Origin of the sequence: Actinopolyspora alba (assembly GCF_900112765.1) — a bacterium.
Lineage (GTDB): Bacteria > Actinomycetota > Actinomycetes > Mycobacteriales > Pseudonocardiaceae > Actinopolyspora > Actinopolyspora alba.
This window is the reverse complement of record NZ_FOMZ01000002.1, coordinates 367,190-391,758: the sequence shown is the minus strand read 5'-3', so window position 1 is coordinate 391,758 and position 24,569 is coordinate 367,190. Positions and strand designations below refer to the sequence as shown.

Annotated in this window: 29 protein-coding genes; 5 read left to right on the top strand and 24 right to left on the bottom strand. The window is 68.4% G+C overall.

What is annotated here, in order from left to right; all coding sequences use genetic code 11:
- Positions 1-330: 330 nt before the first annotated feature.
- Positions 331-1,041, bottom strand: coding sequence for a hypothetical protein (locus BM150_RS04380; protein WP_217641352.1), 711 nt, complete (start codon positions 1,039-1,041; stop codon positions 331-333).
- A gap of 102 nt (positions 1,042-1,143) precedes the next feature.
- Complete coding sequence (locus BM150_RS04375; protein WP_092924189.1) at positions 1,144-5,061, bottom strand: ABC transporter ATP-binding protein; 3,918 nt, start codon at positions 5,059-5,061, stop codon at positions 1,144-1,146.
- A 548-nt stretch (positions 5,062-5,609) separates the two neighbouring features.
- Between BM150_RS04375 and BM150_RS04370 the strand changes: the two genes are divergently transcribed.
- Positions 5,610-5,825 (top strand): hypothetical protein, encoded by a 216-nt coding sequence (locus BM150_RS04370; protein WP_092924186.1) that lies wholly within the window; start codon positions 5,610-5,612, stop codon positions 5,823-5,825.
- Between the two features lie 120 nt (positions 5,826-5,945).
- On the opposite strand, the gene BM150_RS04365 is transcribed toward BM150_RS04370, so the two are convergent.
- The 17 genes from BM150_RS04365 to BM150_RS04285 form a co-directional block, all read right to left on the bottom strand.
- A complete protein-coding gene (locus tag BM150_RS04365; protein ID WP_092924183.1) occupies positions 5,946-6,809 on the bottom strand; it encodes a phosphatase PAP2 family protein in 864 nt (287 codons plus the stop codon).
- Between the two features lie 370 nt (positions 6,810-7,179).
- A complete protein-coding gene (locus tag BM150_RS04360) occupies positions 7,180-7,497 on the bottom strand; it encodes a hypothetical protein (protein ID WP_139219447.1) in 318 nt (105 codons plus the stop codon).
- Positions 7,478-7,930 (bottom strand): MerR family transcriptional regulator, encoded by a 453-nt coding sequence (locus BM150_RS04355; protein WP_092924177.1) that lies wholly within the window; start codon positions 7,928-7,930, stop codon positions 7,478-7,480. The genes BM150_RS04360 and BM150_RS04355 overlap by 20 nt, the downstream gene beginning before the upstream one ends.
- The gene (locus BM150_RS04350; protein WP_217641351.1) at positions 7,927-8,397 is read right to left on the bottom strand and encodes a hypothetical protein; all 471 of its coding nucleotides are present in this window, start codon (positions 8,395-8,397) and stop codon (positions 7,927-7,929) included. Before BM150_RS04350 ends, BM150_RS04355 begins: the two co-directional genes overlap by 4 nt.
- The gene (locus tag BM150_RS04345; RefSeq protein WP_092924174.1) at positions 8,394-8,909 is read right to left on the bottom strand and encodes a DUF6789 family protein; all 516 of its coding nucleotides are present in this window, start codon (positions 8,907-8,909) and stop codon (positions 8,394-8,396) included. The genes BM150_RS04350 and BM150_RS04345 overlap by 4 nt, the downstream gene beginning before the upstream one ends.
- Positions 8,910-9,029: 120 nt before the next feature.
- Complete coding sequence (locus tag BM150_RS04340) at positions 9,030-9,998, bottom strand: arsenic resistance protein (protein ID WP_092924171.1); 969 nt, start codon at positions 9,996-9,998, stop codon at positions 9,030-9,032.
- A 63-nt stretch (positions 9,999-10,061) separates the two neighbouring features.
- On the bottom strand, positions 10,062-10,889 hold the full coding sequence (locus BM150_RS04335; protein ID WP_092924168.1) for a hypothetical protein: 828 nt from the start codon (positions 10,887-10,889) through the stop codon (positions 10,062-10,064).
- The gene (locus tag BM150_RS04330) at positions 10,889-11,788 is read right to left on the bottom strand and encodes an ABC transporter ATP-binding protein (RefSeq protein WP_092924165.1); all 900 of its coding nucleotides are present in this window, start codon (positions 11,786-11,788) and stop codon (positions 10,889-10,891) included. The genes BM150_RS04335 and BM150_RS04330 overlap by 1 nt, the downstream gene beginning before the upstream one ends.
- A 13-nt stretch (positions 11,789-11,801) precedes the next feature.
- The gene (locus BM150_RS04325; protein WP_245755249.1) at positions 11,802-12,560 is read right to left on the bottom strand and encodes a hypothetical protein; all 759 of its coding nucleotides are present in this window, start codon (positions 12,558-12,560) and stop codon (positions 11,802-11,804) included.
- 68 nt (positions 12,561-12,628) lie between these two features.
- Positions 12,629-13,414, bottom strand: coding sequence for an ESX secretion-associated protein EspG (locus tag BM150_RS04320; protein WP_092924161.1), 786 nt, complete (start codon positions 13,412-13,414; stop codon positions 12,629-12,631).
- Positions 13,414-14,952 carry a hypothetical protein gene (locus BM150_RS04315; RefSeq protein ID WP_092924158.1) on the bottom strand — a complete coding sequence of 513 codons (1,539 nt, stop codon included), beginning with the start codon at positions 14,950-14,952 and terminating at the stop codon, positions 13,414-13,416. The genes BM150_RS04320 and BM150_RS04315 overlap by 1 nt, the downstream gene beginning before the upstream one ends.
- 16 nt (positions 14,953-14,968) lie before the next feature.
- The gene (locus tag BM150_RS04310) at positions 14,969-15,457 is read right to left on the bottom strand and encodes a DUF3558 family protein (protein WP_217641350.1); all 489 of its coding nucleotides are present in this window, start codon (positions 15,455-15,457) and stop codon (positions 14,969-14,971) included.
- A gap of 50 nt (positions 15,458-15,507) precedes the next feature.
- Positions 15,508-15,903, bottom strand: coding sequence for a hypothetical protein (locus tag BM150_RS04305; protein WP_092924152.1), 396 nt, complete (start codon positions 15,901-15,903; stop codon positions 15,508-15,510).
- 117 nt (positions 15,904-16,020) lie between these two features.
- Complete coding sequence (locus tag BM150_RS04300) at positions 16,021-16,227, bottom strand: DUF397 domain-containing protein (RefSeq protein WP_092924149.1); 207 nt, start codon at positions 16,225-16,227, stop codon at positions 16,021-16,023.
- A gap of 280 nt (positions 16,228-16,507) precedes the next feature.
- A complete protein-coding gene (locus BM150_RS04295; protein WP_092924461.1) occupies positions 16,508-16,714 on the bottom strand; it encodes a DUF397 domain-containing protein in 207 nt (68 codons plus the stop codon).
- A 113-nt stretch (positions 16,715-16,827) separates the two neighbouring features.
- On the bottom strand, positions 16,828-16,950 hold the full coding sequence (locus BM150_RS04290) for a DUF397 domain-containing protein (RefSeq protein ID WP_245755248.1): 123 nt from the start codon (positions 16,948-16,950) through the stop codon (positions 16,828-16,830).
- A 31-nt stretch (positions 16,951-16,981) separates the two neighbouring features.
- A complete protein-coding gene (locus tag BM150_RS04285; protein WP_092924143.1) occupies positions 16,982-17,854 on the bottom strand; it encodes a helix-turn-helix domain-containing protein in 873 nt (290 codons plus the stop codon).
- Between the two features lie 118 nt (positions 17,855-17,972).
- Between BM150_RS04285 and BM150_RS23615 the strand changes: the two genes are divergently transcribed.
- The 3 genes from BM150_RS23615 (at position 17,973) to BM150_RS04275 (ending at position 19,145) form a co-directional block, all read left to right on the top strand.
- The gene (locus tag BM150_RS23615) at positions 17,973-18,173 is read left to right on the top strand and encodes a hypothetical protein (protein WP_139219446.1); all 201 of its coding nucleotides are present in this window, start codon (positions 17,973-17,975) and stop codon (positions 18,171-18,173) included.
- A gap of 172 nt (positions 18,174-18,345) precedes the next feature.
- A complete protein-coding gene (locus BM150_RS04280) occupies positions 18,346-18,624 on the top strand; it encodes an HC3 family zinc finger protein (RefSeq protein ID WP_092924140.1) in 279 nt (92 codons plus the stop codon).
- Positions 18,624-19,145 (top strand): hypothetical protein, encoded by a 522-nt coding sequence (locus BM150_RS04275; protein ID WP_092924137.1) that lies wholly within the window; start codon positions 18,624-18,626, stop codon positions 19,143-19,145. The genes BM150_RS04280 and BM150_RS04275 overlap by 1 nt, the downstream gene beginning before the upstream one ends.
- Positions 19,146-19,289: 144 nt before the next feature.
- On the opposite strand, the gene BM150_RS04270 is transcribed toward BM150_RS04275, so the two are convergent.
- A complete protein-coding gene (locus BM150_RS04270; RefSeq protein WP_092924459.1) occupies positions 19,290-19,787 on the bottom strand; it encodes a GNAT family N-acetyltransferase in 498 nt (165 codons plus the stop codon).
- Between the two features lie 180 nt (positions 19,788-19,967).
- Between BM150_RS04270 and BM150_RS04265 the strand changes: the two genes are divergently transcribed.
- The gene (locus BM150_RS04265) at positions 19,968-20,444 is read left to right on the top strand and encodes a hypothetical protein (protein WP_092924134.1); all 477 of its coding nucleotides are present in this window, start codon (positions 19,968-19,970) and stop codon (positions 20,442-20,444) included.
- Positions 20,445-20,570: 126 nt separating this feature from the next.
- On the opposite strand, the gene BM150_RS04260 is transcribed toward BM150_RS04265, so the two are convergent.
- The 4 genes from BM150_RS04260 to BM150_RS04245 all read right to left on the bottom strand — a co-directional run bounded on the left by BM150_RS04260 (position 20,571) and on the right by BM150_RS04245 (position 24,545).
- Positions 20,571-21,335: an aminoglycoside adenylyltransferase family protein gene (locus BM150_RS04260; protein ID WP_092924457.1), complete on the bottom strand. Its 765-nt coding sequence runs from the start codon at positions 21,333-21,335 to the stop codon at positions 20,571-20,573.
- 108 nt (positions 21,336-21,443) lie between these two features.
- Positions 21,444-21,962, bottom strand: coding sequence for a GNAT family N-acetyltransferase (locus tag BM150_RS04255; RefSeq protein ID WP_092924131.1), 519 nt, complete (start codon positions 21,960-21,962; stop codon positions 21,444-21,446).
- Positions 21,963-22,111: 149 nt separating this feature from the next.
- On the bottom strand, positions 22,112-22,909 hold the full coding sequence (locus BM150_RS04250) for an alpha/beta hydrolase family protein (RefSeq protein WP_092924128.1): 798 nt from the start codon (positions 22,907-22,909) through the stop codon (positions 22,112-22,114).
- A gap of 202 nt (positions 22,910-23,111) precedes the next feature.
- Positions 23,112-24,545 (bottom strand): acyl-CoA carboxylase subunit beta, encoded by a 1,434-nt coding sequence (locus BM150_RS04245; protein WP_092924125.1) that lies wholly within the window; start codon positions 24,543-24,545, stop codon positions 23,112-23,114.
- Positions 24,546-24,569: the final 24 nt, after the last annotated feature.

Genomic DNA, 24,569 nt, shown 5'->3' with positions numbered 1-24,569 from the left:
AATGCGGCTGCTTTTCCGGCGCGTTTTCCGGCGGACGAGCTCAACGGTTTCCGGTAGTATGTGGGGTTTTGGTTTTTGTGATCTTGCTTTCTCGGAGGTTCGGGACGTCGAAACGGAACCCGAATGTGAGGTTTCACGCAAAAGTGAACAATCCCGTATCCTGAGCCGTTCGGACCACATCACGGGAAATTGTGCGGAGCTCGAGCAACGCGCCCCACACCGTTGGCAGCCCGGTGCCAACTCGGCCGCGTTCCGGGTGGTCGAGCGCTGCCGTCCGTGGCGTGGAGCGCCCCGGTACTCCGGGAGGGTGCGCACCGGGTCCGGGCCCGCTCAGGTGACACCCGCGGGGTCGGCGTCACCGCTCCTGCCGGAGTGTGCTCGCGTGTCGCGGCGGAGACGGCGGGACCGTGCTATCGGGTAGGCGAGCACAAGCAGCAGCGAGCCCAACGGGAACGGGAACCCGAGGACCCCGATGCTCAGGGCGTACTCCGCGATCGGGACCAGTGTCGCCACGAGGAACAGCCATCCCGGGCCGGACGGGACCCTGCGCGGGGCGCGGGCTGAGCGCGTCCACGGCGTTCGCCCCCAAGGTTTCGCCACCGAAGCCCAGGTCTGGAAGGCCATGGCCGAAGCCATCAGCAGCGCACCCGCGGCCACACCGGGCGGGAGGGCTCTTCCTTGCTCAGCCGTCCGCACCGCCGCCTGCAGGTTCGGGCCGAGGACGAGGATTCCCGCGTACAGCTGGACGATCGTGATGACGAACTTGGTGAGTACCCACCAGTGCCGGAAATAGCCCCACGGGGTCAGCGCCGACAGCATCAACCCGGTGAACGCCGAGGCGTTGGCCAGGTACAGCAGCAGGTGTTCGTCGAGCACCTCAGCCATCGTCACCGCGCTCAGCCGCGCCTCCGGATCACCGGTGCTCAGCCCGAACGTGAGCAGTGTGGCCAACGCCAGGGCCTGGCTCATCCACCCCACGGAGGTGAGGACGTGCATCCAGACGAGCAGGTCGCGGGAGCGTGGGGAACCGCGCTTGGACATGTTCGTCAAGTTCGCACGGTTTCGGCTCCGGGAACTCCGGCGGCGCCCCGGATACGTCCCTGAATCCGCGAACGCTCTCCCCGGATCTGCGGGAACCTTCGCTCATCGGTTGGCCGGAGCCGAGTCGGGCTCCTCGCGCCCGGCCCCGAGCTCGCCCCCCGCGCCGGGCACCGCCACGTCCGCGTCGTCGGCGGAACCACCGTTGGCCCAGAGCCGCGCGTAGACCCCGCCCGCGGCCAGCAGCTCCCCGTGCTCGCCCTGCTCGACGATGCTGCCGCCGCCCAGCACCACGATCCGGTCCGCACGGGCGGCCGTGGCCAGCCGGTGCGCCACCACGAACGTCGTCCGGTTCCGGGCCAGCTCGGCGTGTGCCGCGGCCACCATCGCCTCGGTCGCCGGATCCAGCGCGGCCGTCGCCTCGTCCAGCAGCAGGATGTCCGGGTCAACCAGCTCCGCGCGGGCCAGCGCCACCAGCTGCCGCTGCCCGGCCGACAGCGACTTGCCGCCTTCCCCGGTCCGCTGCCGGAAACCGTCCGGCAGCGCGGCGATACCCGGCAGCGCACCCACCCGGCGAGCGGCCCGCTCGATCTCGGCCGGACCGGCACCGGGGCTGCCGTAGGCGATGTTGTCCGCCACGTCCCCCGCGAACAGGTGCCCCTCCTGCGGCACGACGGCCAGGTGGGAGTGGTACTCGGCCAGCGGGTAGTCGCGCACGTCCACCCCGTCCACCAGCACGCAGCCGCCCGAGACGTCGTAGAACCGCGCCAGCAGCTTGACCAGGGTCGACTTGCCCGCACCCGTGGCGCCCACCAGGGCGACCGTCTCACCCGGGGCGACGCGCAGCGACACCTCGGACAACGCGGGATCGTCTGTGGCCGGGTAGCTGAACGACACCGAGCGCAGCTCCACCTCGCCGTCGAGTTCGCTCGGCACCGTGGCCGGGCGATCGGTCTCCGGCACCGAGGTGCGGGTACGCAGCAGTTCCCCGATCCGGCGCAGCCCGACCCTGGCCTGCTGGTAGGCGTCGAACACGCCGGAGAGCTGCTGCACCGGGCTGAAGAACAGCCCCAGGTACAGCAGGAACGCCGCCAGCACGCCCGCGGTGAGCTCCCCCTGGGCCACCCGCAGCGCGCCGACGCCGAGCACCACCGCCTGCGCCACTTCGGACAGCAGCGACACGAACGGGAAGTAGGTGGCGATGTAGCGCTGCGCCCGCAGCCGGGAACGCCGGTAGGCGTCGCTGCGCGCCGCGAACTTCTCGGCCGCCAGCCGCTCCCTGCGGTTGGCCTGCGACACGCGCAACCCGGAGACGTTCTCCTGCATCTCGGCGTTGACGGTGCTGACCCGTTCCCTGGCCTCGGCGTAGGCGCTCGACGAGACCCTGCGGAAGATCATCGTCGCCACCACCAGCAGCGGCGTCACCGACAGCGCCACCAGCGCCAGCGAGAGATCGGTGATCAGCAGCGCCACCGCCACGCCGATGATGGTGGACACGCTGACCACCGCCGTGGCCAACCCCGTCTGCAGGAACGAGGACAGCGCGTCCACATCGGTGGTCATCCGGGTCATGATCCGGCCCGCGCGTTCGCGCTCGTAGTAGTCCAACCCCAGCCGCTGCAGCTGGGCGAAGCTGCGCAGCCGCAGCAGGTACAGCAGTGTCTCGCCCGTGCGCGCGGCGATCACCGTCTGCCAGCGCATGGTGACCCAGCCGATCAGCACCGTGCCCGCGCCCACCGCCGTGGCGGTGAACAGCGCGTCGGGGTCGCCCGCTCCCACCCCGCCGTCCACGCCCCAGCGGATCAGCGACGGCATGCTCACCGACACGGCCGCGGTCGCCGCGACCAGCAGCACCGTCAGCGCCACGCCCCACCGGATCGGGCGGAACAGTTTCGCCAGCCGGAAGCCCGGGTCCGGTGCGGTGGGGTCGGTGCCGTTGAGCTCGGGTTCGTCCTCGGCGGGCGGTAGCCGGTCGATCGCGGTGGTCAGCTCCTCGCTCGGCGGGGTGGCGGCCACGGTCGAACCTTTCGGGCGCCCCGCGCCCGCCGTGCCAGGGGCCCCGGCAGCCGGTTTCGCCGTGCCCGCGCTCCGGCTCGCCGCCCCCACGGCCGCGAACGAGCTCTCGGTGCTCGTGGCGGTACCGGTCCAGTAGCCGTGCCGCTGTCCGCGCTCCTCTCCCGGCCACAGCTCCGGGGTGGGTTCCTCGCCGGGTTCGCACACCGGGTGCCCGCCGGGGTGCTCGGACGTTCCGGAGGTGTCCGGCAGCAGTTCACGGAACAGCTCGGAGCGCCGCTCCAGCTCCCGCTGCGTGCCGATGTCGACGACCTCGCCCTCGTCCAGCAGCGCGACCCGGTCCGCGAGTGCGAGGGTGGAGCGGCGGTGCGCCACCAGCAGCGTGGTCCGCTCGGCGGTGACCGAGTCCAGCGTGGCGTGGATCGCGGCCTCGGTGCTCGGGTCCACCGCGGAGGTCGCGTCGTCCAGCACCAGAATGCGGGGGTCGGTCAGCAGCGCGCGGGCCAGCGCGATCCGCTGCCGCTGGCCGCCCGACAGGGTCAGGCCACGTTCGCCCACCAGCGTGTCGTAGCCCTGCGAGAGCTCGGTGATGAACTCGTGGGCCTCGGCCGCGCGGGCGGCGGCGACGATCTCCTCCTCGGAGGCGTTCGGGTGCCCGTAGGCGATGTTGCCGCGCACGGTGTCGGAGAACAGGAACGCCTCCTCGAACACCACCCCCACGGCCGAACGCAGCGAGTCCAGCCGCACACCCCGGATGTCCAGGGCACCGTCCCCGTCGGCCCCCTCGTCACCGCCGTCGGGGGCGATCCGGACGCTGCCGGAGTGCACGTCGTAGAACCGGGGCAGCAGCAGCGAGATCGTGGACTTGCCCGAGCCCGCCGAGCCCACCAGGGCCAGCGTCTCGCCGGAACGCACCTCCAGGGAGGTGCCCCGCAGCACCGGCTGTTCGCCGCCGTAGCCGAACCGCACGTCGTCCAGCTCCACCCGCAGCGGCCCCTCGGGCAGGCTCACCGCGTCCGGCGCGTCGGTGACCTCCGGCTGCGAGTCGATCACGTCGTAAAGCCGCTCCAGCCCCGCACGGGCGTGCTGGGCCTGGATCAGCACGTTGGACAGCATTCGCGCCGGGGCGGCGAGCATGGTCAGATAGCTCGCGAAGGCGATGAACGTGCCCACGCTGACCTGGCCCCGCAGCGCGAGCCAACCGCCCAGCCCCAGCACGCAGACCTGGCCCGCCAGCGGCAGCGCCGTGAGGTGCGCGGTCGGCGGGGCCGTGACCCGTGCCGCCCGCATCCGTTCGGCGAACAGCCTGCGGGCGCGGCCGATCATCCCGCTGACCTCCCGGGACTCCTGCCCGAAGCCCTTGACCACGCGGACACCGCTGATCGTTTCCTCGACCTGCTCGGCCACGTCGGCGGCGCGCTGCTGCGCGCTCCAGGTCGCCGGGAACAGCTTCTTGCGGCTGCGGGCGGTGACCACCCCGATCAGTGGCCCCACGACCAGCGCGATCACGGTCAGCAGCGGGGACAGCCACAGCATCGCCGCCAGCGAGAACACCGCCAGCATCAGCGTGCCCGCCGCCATCGGCAGCATGGACAGCAGCCCGTTGACCAGCTGCAGGTCGCTGATCGAGCGCGAGACCACCTGGCCGGTGCGCAGCGAGTCCTGCTTGCCGCCGTCGAGGCGCTGCACCGAGCCGAACACGGCGCGGCGCAGGTCGTGCTGCACGTTCACGGCGAGCTTGCCCGCGGTGTAGCGGCGGACGAACGCGGCGCCGAACCGGAACAGGCCCAGCCCGAGCATCGCCGCGACGATCCAGCCGAGCCCCTCGGTGCTGCCCGCCATCGCGTCGTCCACCGCCACCTTGGTGAACACCGGCACGGCCGCCTCCATCCCGACCGCCGTGACGGCGGCCCCCATGGACAGCAGCACGGCGGCGGGATGCCGCCAGCACGCGGCGCTCAGGCGGCGGATCCAGCCGGGTTTGGTACGAGCTTCTCCGGATTCGGGCACCCCGTCAGGTTAGGACCCCACTCCGACGCCTCGCTTTCCTGACGCGGCTTTCCTGACGCGGGTGCTCGGCTCGGGTTGTGCGGGTGCTCACTCGGCGGAACATCCGGCACGGCTCTCGCCCCGGGAGGGCGCGGCGATTTCGCGAGAAATTGACGCCAGCCGAAGGCCGCCCCGCCGCATTGGGGCATCGATTTCGCGAGAAATTGACGTTGCCGCGACGAGGCTTCGCGGCGGGAAGAAGCTGTCGCGGCTTTCGAGGTCACCTTCCGGGTGAAGGGTGAGTGACGGAGCGGCGCAGACGTGGACAACGTTGTGTGACTCCCGGACGACCTCGCTGGTCGTCACGGGTGACGGGGGTGCTGTTTCCGAGTGCCGTGCCGTTAGGATCGCTGGTCGCGCGTACTGGGTTCGTGGTTCCCTGGGGTGTCTGGTTCTCGTGCAGTTCGCAGCTGGCCGACCGCTGTCGGCCGCCACAACCGTCCGACCGAGTACAACAGCGGAATTTCCATGTCTGAGGTGTTTTCCTAGCGGCGTTATCGGAGAGTGCCATGAAGTACGTTTGGTTCGGCGTGCTGCTTCTGCTGGGCCAGCTGGTGCCGGAACTGCTGTTCCCACCGGAGGGCGTCACGGTGGAGATGGGCCGCTTCGCGGCCATGGCGGGTACCGCGGTGTTGGCCGCGGTGATTCTTTACACCTGGGAGCGATGGTCACTGGGGCACAGCCTCTGGCCGCGTCGAACCCGAGCGTACGAAACCGAGGCGTGATCGGCACTCGATCCGTCGAGCCGCGAGCCTTTCCGAGTCGGCTCCCGTACGTCGCCGCGATGCCGCGTCGGCCACGGGAGCCGCTCCGGTCCGCCTTCGTGGCAGTGCGTCGCCGCTGAATCAGCGCGTGCTGTTCGAGTAGGTCTCCTGTCGCCGTTCGGTGGTTCGCTGTCCTGCGATTCGCTGCTCGGCGTTCCGCTGGACGGCGATGGGCTGTGTCGGGAGCTCGACGGGTTGCGTCGGCGGGTCGACGGGCTGCGTCTCGATGGGCTGTGTCAGGAGCTCCGGGGACGAATCCACCGTCCGGTGCTCGATCCGATCCCCCTTGGTCAGCAGCTTCCCTATCCTCGGGGTCTCCCGCAGTTTCTCGACCGCCCGGGTCGCCGGGTACACACCGAGCGGCATCACCAGCAGCACCACGCTCGCTCCGACCAGGAATCCCACGACCACGTCGTGCGGGAAGTGCGCTCCCACGAACACTCGGGAGGCCGCGGTCGAGATCCCGACCAGCAGTGCCGGAACACCGAGCCTGCGCCACGCGAACACGATCGCGACGGCCGTGGCCCCCGCGACGGCGGAGTGGTTGCTGGGGAAGGACCAGTCACCGGGCGGGTCGCACACCGCTATCGTGTTGATGTCGGATAACAACCGGCACGGTCGTCCCACCTCGAACAGTCCCTTGATGGTGTCGTTGACGAGGTAGGCCGCGATCATGCCGAACGGCGCCAGCAGCGCGAACGCCATCGCGCGCGCTGGGAGGCCGCGTGCCCGCCACATGCCCCAGGCGAGGACGGCGGCCATGACGAACAGCGAGCCGTCGGTGAACAGGATCGCCAGCAGGTGCACGAAATCCGGCGTCGAGTTCGCGAACTCTATGATGTGGAGGTACCAGTTGGCGCTGACGTCCGGGACGTCCTCGATGCCCGAGACCGCCAGGTTGGCCGTTGACGTGGTCAGTTCGTCCGTCGGGCCCGTTTCGTGCATGCGGTCCTCGTCAGGGGTCGTGTCTCACGAGATCACCGGACTCCCTCGGGGAGTGGCGAGCACTCCACTGTGGGAGGTGGGGATCCCGACTCGGTTCGGGTGGTCGTCCTGCGGTGGGGAATCCGGCACGTGCGCGACGAACACCCGCTTCGGCGAGAGCTGTTCACGCTCGGTACCGCCAAGGTTTCTCCACTGTTTACCATGAGGACACCCGTTGTTCCCGACGAGACCTTTCGCTTCCGACGAGCCCGAGTCCCCGAACGATCCCGGAGTCGAGTGGACCGCGACCGACCGCCGCGCGGGTAAGGCGAGCCGGATTCGCGGCCCGGTGATCTGTTCCGGGCCGCGCGGTGTGGCCGCTCGGCCGTGGTCACTCGGCTCGGTGTGACCTGCGGCGCGGCGTTGTGAGGTGGGCGGCGCAACCAGCTGCCGAGTCGCGGGTCTCGTCGCAGCCACACCGGTGCGCGCGGGACCGGTGTGCTTTCCACGTCACGACCGCCGACAGCACCAGTACCGCGGCGACCGCGGGTAGCCAGGCCACCAGACCGGCGGCGAGGGCACCACCGAGCAGGCCGGCAGTGATGAGTGCGGGCAGGAGGCAGCAGGCCAGGCAGGCCGCTCCGGCCAGCCCGGCCAAACCGACCGATGTTCGGCTCCGACGAGCGGGGTCAGCAGCAGGGTCGGTCATGGTGGTCCTCTTCGGCGATGTCGGCGAACGGCAGTGGACAGTCCGAGCTGGTGGCGCAGGAGGCCAGGTCGTCACAGCCTGCCTCGACCGCTTCGAGCAGCGTGGCGCGAATGGTCCGCAGGTCGGCGATGCGGGCCTCGACCTCGGCCAGCTTGGCCCGGGCACGCTCCCGCAATCCCGGATCGGAGCTGCCTGCCCGGCGCGGGCGTCCCGCTTCGAGCAGGTCGGCTACCTCGTCGAGGGTGAAGCCCAACCGTTGTGCGGCCTTGATGACCCGCAGCGTGGTTACCGCCGCCGGTGGATACAGACGATGGCCGCCCAGGCTGCGCTCGGGCTGGGCCAGCAGCCCGCGCCGCTCGTAGTAGCGCAGGGTCTGCGGATTCACCCCGGCGGCTTCGGCGACCTGCCCACTGCGCAGCCTCGTGTCGCTCATGGGGATCCCTCCGGCGTGGTCGCTGCCGCGTGCCGGGCCAGCGCCTCCAGCACCGGTCGCTGGTCCGCGGGAACCGTGATGTCGAGCCACAGCTCGTCGTCGCGCTGTTGGAGGACGAAGGTGAACAACGAGCAGCACTGGTTTTCCCGTTCCGCCAGGTCCCGCGCGGTGTCTCGCCAGGCCGGATCCAACACCAGTCGCAGCCGGGTCGGTTCCGGTTCGTGGAAGCTCCGCAGTGCGGCGGTGAACAGCGCATCGAACTCGGCCGCTCGCTCCGGCTGCCGCGACGGCGGCAACTCACACGATGGCGGGACCCACCCGAGCAGCGAGTCACTGCCCTCGGTGCTGCCGGTCTCCGCTCCCTCGTGACGGGGCTCCAGAACCACGCTGTCCGTGCGTGCCGGAGGCGTGTTGTCTCCTACGGTTGGGCCGCGGCAGGCGCACCCGACGCTCTCGTCGTTCCTCATCGCGCTTCCCCTCCGATTCCAGTGGTACGCCGCCGCGGCGCGTGATGTCGGTCGAGCACGAGCCCCAGCGTGAGGCCGTAGACCAGGTGCGGGAGCAACGTCGCCACCGCGATGCGCGGTGTCACGGCGATCCCGAACAAACCCCAGGACAGGTAGGGCAGCCACACCAGCCCGAGCAACCCCCACAGCAGCACGCCGTAGCCGAGCCCGATCCATACCGAAACCCGGCGAACCAACCCGGCCAACACCGCCGCGGCCACGGCCCCGTAAGCCAGATGGGCCAGCACCGCCAGTCCCACCAGCACCGGCTGCGGCAGCGCCCCCACGGTCCGGGCCACCAGTGCTACCGGGACGGGGTTCGGCAACGGTGCCACGCCTGTGAGCATGCCGAAGAGCATCACCACGCTCATGAGCACCGTCGCGACCGCACCCCAGCCCGCCCCGGACACCAACCGGCCCGGGACGACTCCCGTCCCACCGGTACGGGCCGGTCCGTCCGAATCCACCGCCATCGTGAGTACCTCTCAACCGCGCCGTACGCGCTGCGACAACCTCGTGCCGTCGACGGTAAGCCCGTACCCAGGTACAGGATGCAACCACGATTCGGCCGATCGGCGGCCGAGCCGTACGCCTCAGCTCTGCGGTCGTGACCGGACCAGTCGGGGGATGGTGTGGACGTAGCCGATCATGCCGAGCAGCTCCACCAGCGTCTGGGTGACCACGATCACCGGGGTGATCGCGTAACCGGCAGGCAGGGCCAGCGCCAGCGGCAGCACGACCAGGGAGTTGCGGGTGGCACCGCTGAAGATCAGCGCGCGAGAGCGACCCGGGTCGAGCCGGAACCCTCGCGCCACCCCGTAACCGACTCCGGCCATGATGACCAGGAAGGCGACGTACAGCGGAACCACGGCCACGACCCGGCCGAGCCGGTGGCTGATCGCGGGAACCTGGCCCGCGACGACCACCAGCAACGTCGCCGCCATGAGCGGCACCATCGCCGCGCCGACGGCCGAGGAGAGCACCTGACCGGTGCGGTGCCGGGCGGCCAGCGCCTCGGTGGCCCAGGCCAGCCCCAGCGGGGCGACGATCAGGATTCCGAAGGCTTCCAGGAACGGCCCCACCGCGACGATGTCGGCCAGCCCCGGACCGAGGAACAGCCACAGCAGCGGCGGCAGCGCCGCCATCTGGGCCAACATCAGCAGCGGCGAGGCGGCCAGCAGGCGGTGACTGTCCCCGCCCGCCAGCCCGGTGAACACGATCACGTAGTCGATGCACGGGGTCAGCAGCACCAGCAGCACCCCGAGCAGCACCGCCCGCGGCAAGGCCACCACGGCGGTCAACGCGGCCACGATCAGCGGCACCACCGCGAAGTTCAGCAGCAGCGCCGCCGCCAGGAACCGTCCGTCGCGGAACGCACGGGTCAGCCGGGTGAAGGGAACCCGCAGAAACGTCGCGTACAGCAGCGTTCCCAGCACCGGGTAGATCGAGCGCTCCCAGATGGGCGCGCTCGCGGGCAGCGCCAGGCCCACGACGGCACCGGCGGCCAGCCCGCCGAGGTAGATCGGGATCTGGTGGCGTTCCAGCCACTGGGTCGCGGACACGCGCGTGCGGTCTCCTTTCCGTGCGCGCCGGTCCTTCTCCGAGCGGGGAGGGCTGATCACCACTCAGCTCGGTGCGGCCAGCAGCGCGGCGTTGTGGCGCGGGCGGCGCAGCAGCCACCCGCACAACCCACCCCACACCAGCAGGTTCGCGGCGAGTTTCACCGCGAGCACGGTGCCGCTCTGGGCGTAGAGCACAGGGTATGCCGTGAGCACCAGGAACGGATCGGCCAGTTCGACCCAGCGCAGCCCGATGCCGGTCGAGGTGAGCGGCACCTGGACCAGCAGCGCCCCGGCGATCAGCAGGGTGGCCGTCCGCTGGTTCCGCAGCCCGTTGACGACGGCGGCCGTGAGCAGTCCGGTCAGCACCAGCGCGGCCCAGTCGAGCAGCAGCGCCAGCAGCACGAAACCGATCCCCGGTTGGATCACCGGGGCCAGTCCTTCCACGGCCTGGGCGGTGAGCAGCAGGCTTCGCGGGCCGGAACCGAACTGGTAGGTCATGTAGACCAACAGCAGCAGCCAGGCCGCGAGGAAGGCCGTGGCGGTGAGCACCACGGAGCCGATCACCGAAGTGATCCAGCGCCCGGAGCCGAGCACCAGCTGCGCGTGGGTGTGCAGGCCGTTCGAGCGGGAGGCCGCCTGCGTTACCGCCGTCAGCAGCGCGTAGAAAATCACCAGTTCCATCGCCAGGGTCCGTGGCTCCAGCGAGGACAGCACGATCCAGTCCCCGTAGGTCGGCTCGTGAGGCAGACCGGCCGGGGTGGAGCTGGTGCCGACGAGGAACCAGGCCAGCAGGATCACCGGGGTGGCCCAGCGCAGCGCGGGCAGCGTGGCCAGCAGCACCGCCAGCCGTGCCGTGCCGCCGCGCCGAACCGGATTCGGGTGTCGTGGCATCACCAGCTGTCCAATCCGCGGAAGGGTTGTTCGATGTCGCGGCCCAGGTCCTCGACGTTTCCCAGCGGCAGCTCCGCCCGCGAGAGCAGCGCCAGCAGTTCGTGCAGCGGCGCGGACTGCTCGGCGAGCACCCCGATGTAGGGGTCGATCCGGTGTGTCCAGTCGTGTTCCTTCAGCACCGTGGCGGCGGCGTGCCGGGTGGCTTCCGCGTCCTCGTCCTCGGCCGCGAAGCGCAGTCGCCACCAGCGGGGGCTGTCCTCGGGCCAGCGGGTGACGACCTCACCGCCGGAGATGTAGACGATCTCGTCGCTCATCTCGTCGACGTCGGCGATCGAGTGGCTGCTGAAGATCACCCCGGTTCCGGCACGTGCCCGCTCGCCGATCAGCTCCTTGAGCCGGATGATCCCGGCGGGGTCCAACCCGTTGCCGGGCTCGTCGAGCACCAGCACCTCGGGATCGCCCAGCAGCGCCCGCGCCAGGCACAACCGGCGCCGCATTCCCAGCGAGTAGGTGCCGACCCGCTTGCGCGCCGCCTGGCGCATCCCCACCGCGTCGAGGCACTCGTCCACCTCGTTCGACGTGACGCCGCCCAGCATCCCGGCCCACTGGTCGAGGTTGCGGCGCCCGGAGACGCTGTTGATCAGTCCGTCCTGGTCGAGCACCGCGCCGAAGCTCGGCCGCGTGCCCCCTACGGTGTGGTGGTGCAGCTTTCCCGCGCTCGGTTCGATCAGGCCGAGCAGCGCGGCCAGCAGCGTGGTCTTGCCCGCGCCGTTGGGGCCGACGATGCCGACGGTTCGGCCACTTCGGACGGCGAGGTCGACGTCGCTGACCGCCCAGTGGTTGCCGAAGCGTTTGCCCAGTTTCTCGGTTTCCAGCAGTGCCCGGTTCGGGGTTTCCATGTGGTTGTGCGACCTAGCGTTCGGCTCGGGGGGCGAGTAGGGCGATGACGGTGATCAGTGCCGCGTCGACGAGCAGCCACAGCGCGGGACCGATCGTCCAGTTCAGCGGGTTGTGCGGGAAAAGGTGGGCCCCGTGTCCTGGGGTGAGCATCAGCCTTATCGGCGTGAGCCCGAGCTCATCGCCCACAAGGGCACCGAGCAGCACCGCCAGCGGCGCGCAGACCAGCGCGACCAGCCGGGGCGTGCGGTAGACGGCGAGCAGGTGCGCCACCAGCAGCACGCCCACCGAGACCAGGCAGCACCACAGCAGCATGACCAGGTCCACGACCGGCCCCATGGCGTGCATCCCGGGCCACAGCAGCACGCTTTCATCGACGGTGCGCAGCGGGTAGACGAACAGCGCCAGCACGTCGACGAAGACCACCATCGTGGCCGTCGTCACCACTGTCCGACCCGCCGCCACGCGTATCGAGCCGAGCACGTGCTCGCGCGGCCCGACTCCCGCGATCCGCAGGTACGGACTGCGTCCGGTCTCCTGGTCGGTCACGAACACCGGCGCGGTGGCCAGCACTCCGACGAACAGCGCGAGGATCACGGGTATCGGATCCGAGTACGCGAAGTAGCCGATCGCTGCTTCCTTCAGCGAGATCCGGTGCTGCAGTTCCACGACGAACAGCGCGATTCCGAGCAGCAGCCCGGCACCGATGTTCACCAACGGTTGGCCGGGCCAGTACCCGGCCGAACGATGCGCGATGGATGAATCCCGTTGCATGAACGAATTTCCTGTATTAGCCGGACAGTCATTTTCGTGGGTTACAACCTCGTTGTGTCTGACCGGGATCATCCACTCCCCAGCGCGTTGAGCTGTTCGGTGAGGTAACCGGCGAGTCGCTGCTTGTCGGCGGGGGCGAAGGTGTTCCAGTCGGCACCGTCGTTGTTGCGCCGGGACGTGATGCTGTAGCGACCGTCCTCGGTGTCGCGCCAGCCGATCGCCGGTAGTCGTGGCGTCTCGCCGTTGTCCGGGCTGCCGCTGACGAAGAAGTAGCCGATCCGCTCGGTGGGCAGCGTCAGGATCCGCTGCGCCGCCCGCAGCTGCCGATCGCTGCTCCGTGCGGGTGGTTTGTGCTCCGCACCGGTCAGCCACGAGTCCCCGCCGGTTTCCGAGCCGCCGCCGGGTCCTGCGGTGGTGTTGACGGTGGCAGTCTCCAGCGTGCCCGCCGCAACTTCGGGCAGCAGGTCGGTGCAACCACGGACCAGGCTCCGGGTGTCGACGAACCGGACCCGGAGACCGTCGGTGCCCTGCACCGCCTGCGCACCGAGCCTGCCGGAAACCGCCGTGCGAGCGCGGAACACCTCCTCGGTGGCGGTTTCCAGCCAGGTGACCGCGATGTCCACCTTCGGGGAGTGCAGCAGCCGCAGGGCCGCTTCCACGTCCTGGTCCGGCTCCCGATCATCGGCCAGCCCACGGTTGGCGAGCTCCCGCCACACCTCCTGGCGGACGCGGGAGCGCTCGTCGGTGGTTCCGCCGTGGTAATCCAGCTCGAACGGGAATCTCCGGAGGTCGACACCGAGGTCCTCGCAGAGGATGTCGGCCGCACGTGTCGAGAGCGTGAACGATCTCGGCATCAGTTACGGCCGCCCTCCTCTGCCGGCGTGGCGCCGATGACCGGGGGAGCCACCCGGGGCAGTCCGAGGTCGTCGCCGACCTCGTCGGTTTCGAGCACGTACTTGCGCTCGTGCTCCTCCTCGTCCTCGCCCTGGCCTCGGCCCGCGCCCGCTCCGGCACCGCCCATCGGCATCCTGCCGCCGCCGCGTCCCGAGGAGTTCGCGGGCGTGCCGCTGGTGGGACCACCGGTCGGTGCGCCACCGACCCCGGCGCGTCCGCCGGAGCCCAGTCCCGAGCCTGAACCGCCGGCACCGTAACCACCGGAGCCGTAACCTCCCGCGCCGTAGCCACCGGCTCGGCCGCCGGAGTAACCCCCTCGTCCGCCGGTCATGCCGCCCGCGCGGCCACCGCCAGGCACCTGCTGGCCGGGCGGGACGGGTGCCCACCTGCCGTTGGCGGAGTTCTGCCGCTGCCACTGGCCGGTCCTGGGGTCCTGCCGGTAGTTCGTGCCGTCCGGGCCACGCACCGCTCCCGGTGACAGGCCGGAGTTGCCCGCGCTGCCGCCGGAGTTCCAGGCGGGCGCGGTGGTGGAGGGCTGCTGCGATTGACCGTAGTAGCCGCCCGGCGCGTTCGACACGCCCGAGGAGGGCGGTGCCGTGGTGCCGCTCGGGGTGGAGGCCGCGTAGGTGCTCGACGGGGTGGTGCCACCGACGGTCGCGAAACCGCTGCCGCCGGATCCGGTGCCGTTGTAGCCGGTGCCGGAGTCACCCGCGTTCTCGTCGGTGGACTGCGGGGGAGGGGCGAAGCGCGGGGTGTTCTCGGCGGCACCGCCGAAGTCGTTCTCCATCGTGGACACCACACGGGCGGCTTCCTGGTGGGCCTGCTTGGCCTCGTCGGCGCGCTGGCGGATCTCAGCCGCGCGCTGCACGATCGTGGCCGGGTTCGGGTCCGAGGCCAGCGCGGACAGCTCATGCATCAGGCTGAACTGCGGGTCCTCCGGCATCGAGTTGCGGGCCTGCTCACCGGCCTCGGCCTGCAAGCCGATCTGGTTCGCCGTCAGCTGCGCTGCCTCGCCGGAATGTCCCATGTGCTCGGAGACGGTGTTCATCTGCGCGCGCATGGCGTCACCCGCGCGGCCCTGCCAGTTCTGCTCCGTCTTCGCGGCGGCCCGCTTGATGCGGTCGGAGAAGTCGACGAAGTCCGTGCCGACCTGGTGGTAGTAGCGGCCCATGTCGTGTACCGACACCGGGTCGAACTTGTCCCGCACGAACTTCTCGAGTTCCGCGTGCGGGTAGGACTCGTAAGCGGTGCACCCCAGTGCGGTGGGGCGACCGCGCAGCGACTGGTCGCCCGACATGGCCTTGGCCTGCTGGGTGCCGTAGTGCTCGGCGGCGTTCGCGGCGACTTCCTTCGCGCGTTGCACGCTCATGTCGCCGTTGCCGACCGGCACGTGTCCGCCGCCCTGGTACTCGAAGTCACCCCTGGCGCGGTTGTACGCCTCGCGTTCCCGGTCGGCGATGTATTCGTGGCTGCGGTAGCCCTGGTCCCCCTCGGACACGAAATCCCCCTGGTTCTCAGCTGTCCGAAATGTTCTGCTCTACCATCGGTGCGGCCTTCTTCACGAGGTCGCAAGCCGTCTCGGTGTCTCCTGGCGTATCGGCCATACTGTTCACGGATATCGACGAACTGTCAGTTACCGCGAAGGCCAGCGAGCACATTCCTGACCCGGTATTATTTTTGACCAGAAGTGCTTCGCGGTTGTTGACTTCGGTTTTATTTTTTTCTTCGGCGTCGGAAAATTTTATTTCTTTTAGGGGTTTGTCGCTATATACGGATATTCCGAAGTCGCTGCCGTTTGCTTTCCAGTCGCATGACTGGTCATCCAGTTCGTTTGTTTCGCCTGGAGTTGTTATGTTGAGTTGTTTCTTTTGTTGCTCGTTCAGACTGGAGCAGGGTTTGAAGTCGGCCAGGGGGGCGTTGCTTTTTTCTTCGGATTCTTGCGACTGTGTCTGCCCTGCCCCTGGGGAGCAAGACATCACAGGGAAGGCGCAGATAGCTGCCACTATACCAATGATAGTGCGGCTCTGGGTTTCGGTTAAAATTTTCATGTTAATCACTCAATGTTATCCAAGTTTTGCTTGCTTTGGTTGTCAGATTCTTGGTAAGAATCTATACCTTTGCGAATTGCTTCGACCACTTTGGGGGCTTGCTGGCGCATCGTACTGAGTAAATGTTCGAATGATTCTTCGTCGCCGCTGGCTACCTGTTTGTTGAAGGCTGAGATGGATTCTCCGGCTGGGCTGTGTCCAAGCGGGGTGTCACGCTTTACGTAGTCGATGTTGTACAGCTTCTCGCCGAGATAGTCTTCCAGCTCCTGGAAGATCTGTATGAGTTCGTCGCCCGCGTTAGGCGTGATGACGAACTGGCCGTTGTTGGCGGCGGTGATGATGCCCTGCATGGCGTCGTTGGTGGCCGACAGGTTGCCGGTCAGATTTTGCTCGTCGCTCATGGTGACTCGTTGATTCCCCCATCGTTGGCGTGTGCCCTACGAAATTGCGAGCCTACTGATCTTGCTCGATGAGGGTCAACGGCGTTGCGCTGACGGGGTATACGTCACCCCGATGGTTCACCCGGATGTCGGAGTGCTGCCTTTGAGGGTGCTGAGGAAGCTCTGCCAGGCGGTGGGAGTGAGGGCGAGCGTGCCGCCTTCGCGATCCTTGGTGTCGCGCACCAGCACGGTCGATGTTGCGAAACCAACTTCTACGCAGGTGCCGTTGTTTCCGCTGTAGCTGCTCGTATGCCAGATAACCGGATTCTTGTCGCGGAATAACATGGGTACTCCTGGGGCTAAGCTTTCAGCATGTCTTCGATCAGATCTCCCGAGTGGTCCGGGATGAGCGCGACCTGTTGAAGACTCTCCGCAGCCATCGTATACGAGTCAACCTCTTGGCTGTCCTGCATGTGCAACTTTCGCCCTGTAGTTCGTTGTGGCCTATCGAGCTAACCTGCTCGAAATCGAGCACAATGAACTACCAGGCTGATGCCATGTGCAGGCCATCCTCAGGACGAACGATCTGCAAGGGGTGCTCCGTTTTTCGGAAATTCGAGAAAGTTCACCCGGATGTCGGAGCACTGCCTTTGAGGGTGCTGAGGAAGCTCTGCCAGGTGGTGGGAGTGAGGGCGAGCGTGCCGCCTTCGCGGTTCTTGGTGTCGCGGACCAGCACGGTCGAGGTGGAGAAACCGACCTCGATGCAGTTGTTCGCACCCCCACTGCTGCGAGTGCTTTTCCGCCACTCGATGGATGCTGGGCTATCGCTCATAGTGATGTTGTTCCCCATCATCGGCGTGTGCCTGCGAACCACCAAATCTACCGATTTTGTTCGCTGTAGGCAACGCTTGACGATGAGAGGGGGAACGTCACCTTACCTCGATATCAGGTGCTTTTCAGGGTGGTGAGGAAGCTTTGCCAGGCTGTGGGGGAAACAGTGATGGCCCCCCTGTGGCGGTTCTTGGTGTCGCGGATCAGCACGGTCGAGGTGGCGAAACCGACCTCCACACAGTTACCTCCGCCAGTGCTACGCGAAGACTTACGCCATTGGAGTTCCCGCATGCTCAGCTCTCCCGTCGGCTCGGGTCTGTAGTACCCGTAGTGATTCTGCCGGATCGAGCGCGTGAGCACGAAGATGATCCATGACACGAGAGTATCGTGCTGTCTGGTGTGGCTCTTCCAAGTAGTGTCCTCCGACCTGGGACTCCAGGTACACCACCTCGGGATGCTGCACTTGTGGAAAGCCAAGGATGGTGAATGAGCCCGTAGCGGGATGCTCGCCGGCTTCCAGCGGCATGATCTGAACGGTTACATCGCTCCTTTCGGCCAGTTTGGCGATGTGTTGAAGCTGTTCGCGCATCACGTGGTGACCGCCTACCGGGCGTCTGACAGCCGCTTCGCCTACCACCGCCCACAGGGATAACGGCGACTCGTCGTACAGCCGTCGTTGTCGTTGCAAGCGCAGTTCCACTCGTTGCTCAAGGTTCTCCTCGGTCTCGTCGAGGACCGTGGCACGAGTGTCCGCGCGAGCGTATGCCTCGGTCTGCAACAAGCCCGGAACAACGTCCACTTCGTAAGTGCGGATGGTGTCCGCTTCGGCCTCCAGGCCGACATATGTCTCGAACCAGGACGGAAGTGCATCGGCGTACGAGTGCCACCAGCCTTTTCGACTTGCCTGCCTGGCCAGGTTGGTCAACAGCTCTCTCGTCGCGGAATCCGCGTCGTAGATGGTGAGCATGGCGAGTAGGTCCGAGACGCGGACTCCTTGATGGCAGTCCTCGATACGACTGATTTTGCTCTGCTTCCAATCGAGCGAACGAGCTGTCTCGGTCTGAGTGAGCTCCGCCTGCTCACGTAGTTCACGCAGCTTCCTCGCCAGTATGCGTCGTCGCACTGTCGGACTGATCGCCATGTGACCAGTTTTCACGAGCGCATAGTGCTCTCACAAGATCCTCACCTGATCGTGTACTTACAAAATCGCATTATGCGATGGCAGCCTATGCTTAATGATCTCACCGGAGAGGAGCCAAATGTCCTGGTGGTGGTTTCGGTGGCGGGAGGGTGTGGCGGCCGAGTCCGAGCGGTTGGCGCACGCCGTGGACGTCGCGGTGGGGCGCGACTACCTGATCTCGCCGTGCGGCGGCAGTTCTCCCGCCGCGACACCGAGTGGGTCACCGATCCACGGCACGCCCCACGCGGCGCGGCGGGTGAGCCCTGCGCGGCGTGCGTGATGCGGGTGCTGCTGAGCGCGCCCGCCGGTGGCGGACCCGGTGGTGGACAACGCCATTCGCGCGAGCAACGTCCTCCGTACGGGTGAGCGCAGCGCGCTCGCCGTCGACTCCGAACCCCTACTCGTCTCGAACCCCGAGTTCGAGCTTTCGTCCCGATGGAAGGGAGACCCACGTGTTCAGCATTGGTTGGCGCGGTCCGGTGGTGTGGTGGAACCCGATCGCCGGATACCGACACGCCTTCGGTCCCGACACCCCGCCGCGCCCCGAACAGCACCGCGACACCCTGTGCGGCGTCTCGGTGACGCTCACCGAATCGTCCGATGCGGACTGGCTGCTGCCCACCTGCGACTCCTGCATGAGCGAAGCCCTCATCCGCAGTGAGAACCGCGAACAACGCCACCGCGACGCCCGCCGCAGACTGCACGACCAATTCGGCACGGAGTTCCTGTGATGCCACTCCACGAACCGTTCGGCCCGCTCTGGCTCCTCGGAGCCGTGCTCGCTGTGGTGCTCTGCGCCTTCCTGCCGCTGCGCGGCGGCAACGGGCAGCACGCCGACGCCGGGCCGGGCGCGCTCACCGTACGCGATCTCATCGAACGCGGCCTCACCGAGCACCACGCACTCGCCGCGCCGTCGTCCCCGCCGGAAGCCCGGGAATTCGCACCCCGGCTCGTGCCCGAACCACGAACACCGCCGACCCGCACGGTGCCCGAACACCCCGAAGTGACCACCGAGCGAACCACCGAGATTCACTCGCCACTGGACGACCCGGACCATTCGCGGTGGTTCTCCGCGTGCGAGGTTCCCCGCGAGCCCAAGCCGTTTCCGCCGGTCAGCCCCGGCAGGCACCGCAACGGCCCCAGCCTGGTGGAGCAGGACATCGCCGAACTGCTCGGCTGCCGCCCGCATCCCGACAGCCTCGGACCGGAGTCCGGCTACATCGGACGCCATCGACTCCTGGCACCCGGCTGACCGTTGCCACGGAGTCGGACTGCTGCGTACTCATTAATAATAGCGAGAGATGCGCCGCTGGTGACCGTTCCGGCTCGGTGCCGAATCGAGAACGAATGGCAGGGTCGACGGCCACCGGCGGATCCGGCATCGGCATCGAGCGTGTCAGGAGACGCGTGGCAGTGCGAGCCACTCCTGCCAGGTGATGTCACGCCCCAGCAACCGGGGGTTTCGGAAGGGCCATTCGGTGGCGATCCACCGCGGCACCAGTGCGTCGAGCGCCTCTTCGGGCTCACTGTCGACGAGTTCGTCCACCACCCACCAGGACACCTCGCCGTCGGCACCGATGCGTTCGGGAGGATCGACGTAGACGCAACCGAGGATCGCCGTCTCCGCCTCGTCCAGCAGCGCGTAGTTGAACGAGCGGTGCGCGGCTGCCTCGTTCTCGTGCCGCAGCAGTTCGACGCGGTCCTCCTCGTACGTCATCGTCTCCCGGGGCCAACCCCAGGCCGGGCCGAAGATTTCCCACAAGCGCTCCTGGGAGCCCATCACTGCGGGGTAGTCGAGGGCGGTGTCCGCCTCCCGGATCGGCCGCAGGTGAAGCGCGGTGCCGGGCACGGGCGTGTAGCCAGGGTGGACGAAGTCGTCGGGTAACCAACTCACGATGACCGAGCTTACAGTCGCTCCCACGGGCGAGCCGCGAATGCGCTGCGGTATCCCGCTGCTGTCGCCGCTGGAGTGGTGATCGCTACGCTGCCGAGGCATCGCGAACGGTTGAGCACGACGGCAGGCGCACTCCTCGGGGAGTTTCGCGCCGTTTTTCTCCGCTGCCACCCTGTTCCCGTGGACACCGAGGAAGTGCGGCGCTTGGCCGAGTTGGAGAACGCCGAGTGGGGCGCCCAACCGGAGCGCGACCCCGCCGAGGTTCCCCGTCCCACGCCGCCGCTGCCGTCCGAGGTCGTGGACGAGGCACTGCGGTCGGGAAGGGGAGAGTGGGTGGCCTACGCCCCGCTGGGCTCGGATCCGAACGAGGTGGCCGAGCGTGCCGGTGTGCTGGACAACATCGTCGGGTTCCACGCCGTAGCAGTGGGCAGCGTTCTCGTGGTGCGGTTCCGCTGGCTCGCCGACACAGAACCGCACTACTACCTGCTGCACCTCGATCTCACCGATCTCACCGACGAGGAACCGGGCAACCTCCTCGGTGCGTCCACGCTGCTGCTGGAGCGACTGCACGGCCTGGCCCACCGCTGGCCCGAGTGCGAAACCACCCCGCTGTCCGGGAACGTGTCCATCGTGCGGCCACCCCGGACATCGCGTTGAACTCGGACGGCCACCCGAAACCGGCTGGACATCCGGCCACCCGGCGATCCTTTCCGCGCCCGGTAGGTCGCGTCCGGCACCCATCGGCCTGTCCGCCCGCTTCGAGGGTTTCCACAGCACCGCTCGTCATCCGGCATCCGCTCGGATCGCCGCCGCCATGCGTGCGGCGAAATCGTCGAGCTCGGGAAGCTCAGCGGGCAGCGCCTCCTGCTCGCCCGCGTGCACGGCGCGGGCGTGTGCCAGGACGTTCCCGTCGCCGTCGGAGAGTCGTGGAAGTACCAGCTCGGCCGCTTCCGGCTTCGGCACGATCCGCCCGGTCCGTACGGTCACCAGCATTCGGGCCAGGGTCAGCACCACGTTGCGGGTGTCGGTGCGCAGCTCGGCGAGCAGTCCCGGCAGCCCGTCGAGCACGGCCCGCACCAAATCTTCGTGCGGCATCGGGTCCAGCAGCTCCGTGGCTAACGGTCCTGCCAGTGCGACACCACGCTCGCGTACCGATGCCAGCAGCACCGCCAGGTCGGGATCCGGGCCCGAGGGCGGTTCGGCGCCGGTGGACAACTCGGCGCGCAACCACTCGCCGTACTGCAGATCCACGCGGGGCGGATATCGCCAGGGCCGCACCTCACCGGCGACCACGGCGGTCAGCTCCACCGGGCGTGGCCGCGCACCGGGATCGGGCCCGGAAATCCGGAGCAAACCCTCCACCAGCGCCCGCCGTCGAACAGGCCCGATCGTTCGCCGGGTGACGACGAGCAGGTCGAGATCGCTGAAACGTCGCAGCCCGCCGTGCACCGCCGATCCGTAACGCTGTACGCCGATCACGTCCTCGTCGAGTACCGACCGCACCAGCTCGACCACCGCGGCTTCCTGCGCCGCGTCCGAAGCAGACATGGACACGGCGTCAGCCTGCCGCACGCCTCCGGCGAACAGCCACTGGAAATCCTCCGATGGAGTGCGGTCCCGCATCGGCCGGCCGGGCGGTGTCGCACCGACGATCGTTCAGCGCGGCAGGTCGGTGACAACCCGGCGCATGGCGACGCGCGGCCAGTTGGCCAAGCCCCGCGCGGACTCCTCCTCACGGATGGCCCGCAGTCCGCTCGTGAGCTGCTCGTCGGGCAGGACGTGAAAGCCGAGTCGTTCGTAGTAGGGCGCGTTCCAGGGCACCCGGGCGAAGCTGGTCAACGTCACCCCGGGCAGACCACGGCCGCGTGCCCACCCGACGACGACCTCGATCATCGCCCGCCCCAGCCCTCGGCGCGCGTGGTCGGGGTGGACCGACACCTGGTCGATGTGGGCGTCGCCGTCCACGAGGCTCACCAGCAGATAACCGACGGGACGATCCGTGGCGTCGACGGCGACCCACGCGCGACCGTCCGCTTGGAAGGCGGCGAGCTCGACGGTAGTGGGTGGTTCGTCGTCGGCGATCTCGTGCATACAGATCTCACGAAAGGCCGTCCCCGCGGCGGTCTCGATCTCACGGAGCTTCGGAAGCTCATCGGCTCGCGCGTTGCGGATCATGTCCAACTTATACCGACCCTGTACCTCTCGCCGCTCCGAAGCCACGCTCCTGCCACGACTTCCTACCGCGTCCTCTCCGCAGGCGCCCGACTGGCTTCACGGGCACGGCTCACAGCCGGGCCTCGCTTTCAAGAGGTGAGCCGTCTTACCTAGCCCCGATCCGGAAGGTGGCGTCGAAACCACGCGGTCAGGCCGAGGTCCACCTCACGCGCCAGCGGTTGCTGCGGGGCGGGTTCGATGCCGGGTTCCTCGGCGAGCGGGTGGGCCAGCTCGGGAACCGACAGCAGTTCGGCCCGTTGCCCCGCGGTGTCGACCAGGTCCAACGCGTCGGCACGCAGCGCCGGGTGGTCCCGCTCGCCGCTGACGACCAGCAGCGGCGCGCGATCGGCGATCCTGTCCGCCTTGGTGACGAAGTCCAGCTCGTCGGCGATCTCGTTGGACTCGGCGTCATAGAGGTAGTCGCCGGGGAACAGCTCCACTGCGGACCTTATCCGGATGGCGGCGTTCACCACGGCCCCGGCGAAGACCGGTGTGTCGGTGTCGGCCAGTATCCGCAGCGCGACGGCCCCACCCAGCGAGCCACCGAGCACCCCTATGGGGCCGTCCTCCACCGGAAGTCGCGCACGGATCGACCTCAGCGCTGCCGGAAACTCCTCGCTCGCCTTCCGGACGAACGGGTGCAGAAAGGACATCAGCGCGTCCTCGCGGGCGAGCTCCACGACGGCGTCGGTGCTGCCGTCGACCATGCGCGCCCCGCACATCGGCATGCCCAGGTGCACCCGCCAGGCGGGCAGGTCGTTCATCGGCAACGCGGCGGCGAACGCGGCGTCCGACCTCGGCGCGTCCAGCATGTGCCAGGTGACGATCAGCGGCGCGAAGCCCTCGTCCACCGGTGGCAGGGCGGTGAACGGCACCCCGGCGGCCGTGCCCGTGATCGGTGAGTTCATGCGGCCACGGTAGGCCCACGGCCGTACGCGCGGAATCGGTTACGCCGGTGGCGGAATCGACCCGAAAGTGTCCCCCGTATTTCTCCTGCGGTGGGGACGAGACGCTCTACCGAATGATTCTTACCGAGTGGTTCTCATCGACCCCGCACCGGTCATCGTCGACCCCGAGCAAGAACTCACACGAACAGGTGGCGACGAACCGTCACAACGGAATGTTGGAGTGGGTGCCGCTGCGCTCGGGGACCGCGGCCAGTACCTCGGCCAGCCTGCGTCGGCTCTCGGCCGGATCGACGATCTCGTCCACGAACCCGAGCTCCACCGCGCGCTCCACGCCGCCGGAGGCGCGTTCGTGCTCCGCTGCCAGTTCGTCCCGCAGTGCCTCGCGCTCCTCCTCGGGTGCGGCGGCCAGCCGCTTCCGATGCAGGACGCCCACCGCCGCCTTCGCTCCCATCACGGCGATCTCCGCCTCGGGCCAAGCGAGAACGTGATCCGCTCCGAGCGCACGGGAGTTCATCGCGATGTAAGCGCCGCCGTAGGACTTGCGCAGTACCAGGGTGGCGCGTGGCACCACGGCCTCCCCGAAGGCGTGCAGCAGCTTGGCACCACGACGTACCACCCCGTTCCACTCCTGGCTGACTCCCGGCAGATACCCGGGTACATCGACCAGCACCACCAGCGGAACGCCGAAGCAGTCGCACAGCCGCACGAAACGGGCGGCCTTCTCCGCCGAGAGCGAGTCCAGGCAACCTCCCAACCTGATCGGGTTGTTGGCCAGCACCCCGACCGAACGTCCGGCCAGCCTCCCCAGCCCCGTGATCATGTTCGGCGCCCACCGGGGCTGGAACTCCTCGAAGCCGTTCCGCCCCGTCCCATCGTCGTCCAGGATGTGACTGATGATCGGATGCGTGTCGTAGGCCCGCTGTGGCCGGTCCGGCAGCAGCGCTTTCAACTCCGGCCGTTCGGCAGTGGTTCGAGGCGCGAACTCGCCCGGCCGGGCTAGTAGCCCGGTCACCCGACGGGCGCGAGCGTAGGCGTCGGATTCGTCATCGGCGACGAGGTGGACCACACCGGACTTTCCGCCGTGCGCGTCGGTCCCGCCGAGCCCCTCCATGTCGATTTCTTCCCCGGTGACGCTTCTGACCACTTCCGGACCGGTGACGAACATCTTGCCCGAAGGGCTCATGACGACCACGTCGGTCAGCGCGGGCCCGTAGACCGCGCCTCCGGCCGCCGGGCCCACTATCACCGAGATCTGCGGAACACGACCGGAAGCACGGATCATGGCGGAGAACATCCTCCCCATACCGTCGAGGGAGAGCACACCCTCCGGCAACCGCGCTCCACCGGAGTGCCACACGCCGATCACGGGGCAGCGCTCGCGCACCGCCAGGTCGATCGCTTCCACGATGCGCCCGCAACCCGCCGAGCCCATCGCCCCGCCCATCCTCGTCCCGTCGGAGCAGTAGGTCACCACCCGAGTGCCGTCCACTCGTCCGCGCGCGGTGAGCACGCCGCTGTCGTCCCGCTCGTGCAACGGGTCCAGCGTTCCCGGATCGACCAGACGTTCCAACCGCGCGCTCGGATCCCTCGGATCCGTATCCGACGGGTTCTCCCGCTGATCGGTGGCAGTGCTCATCGAACGCTCCTCTCACTCGCGATC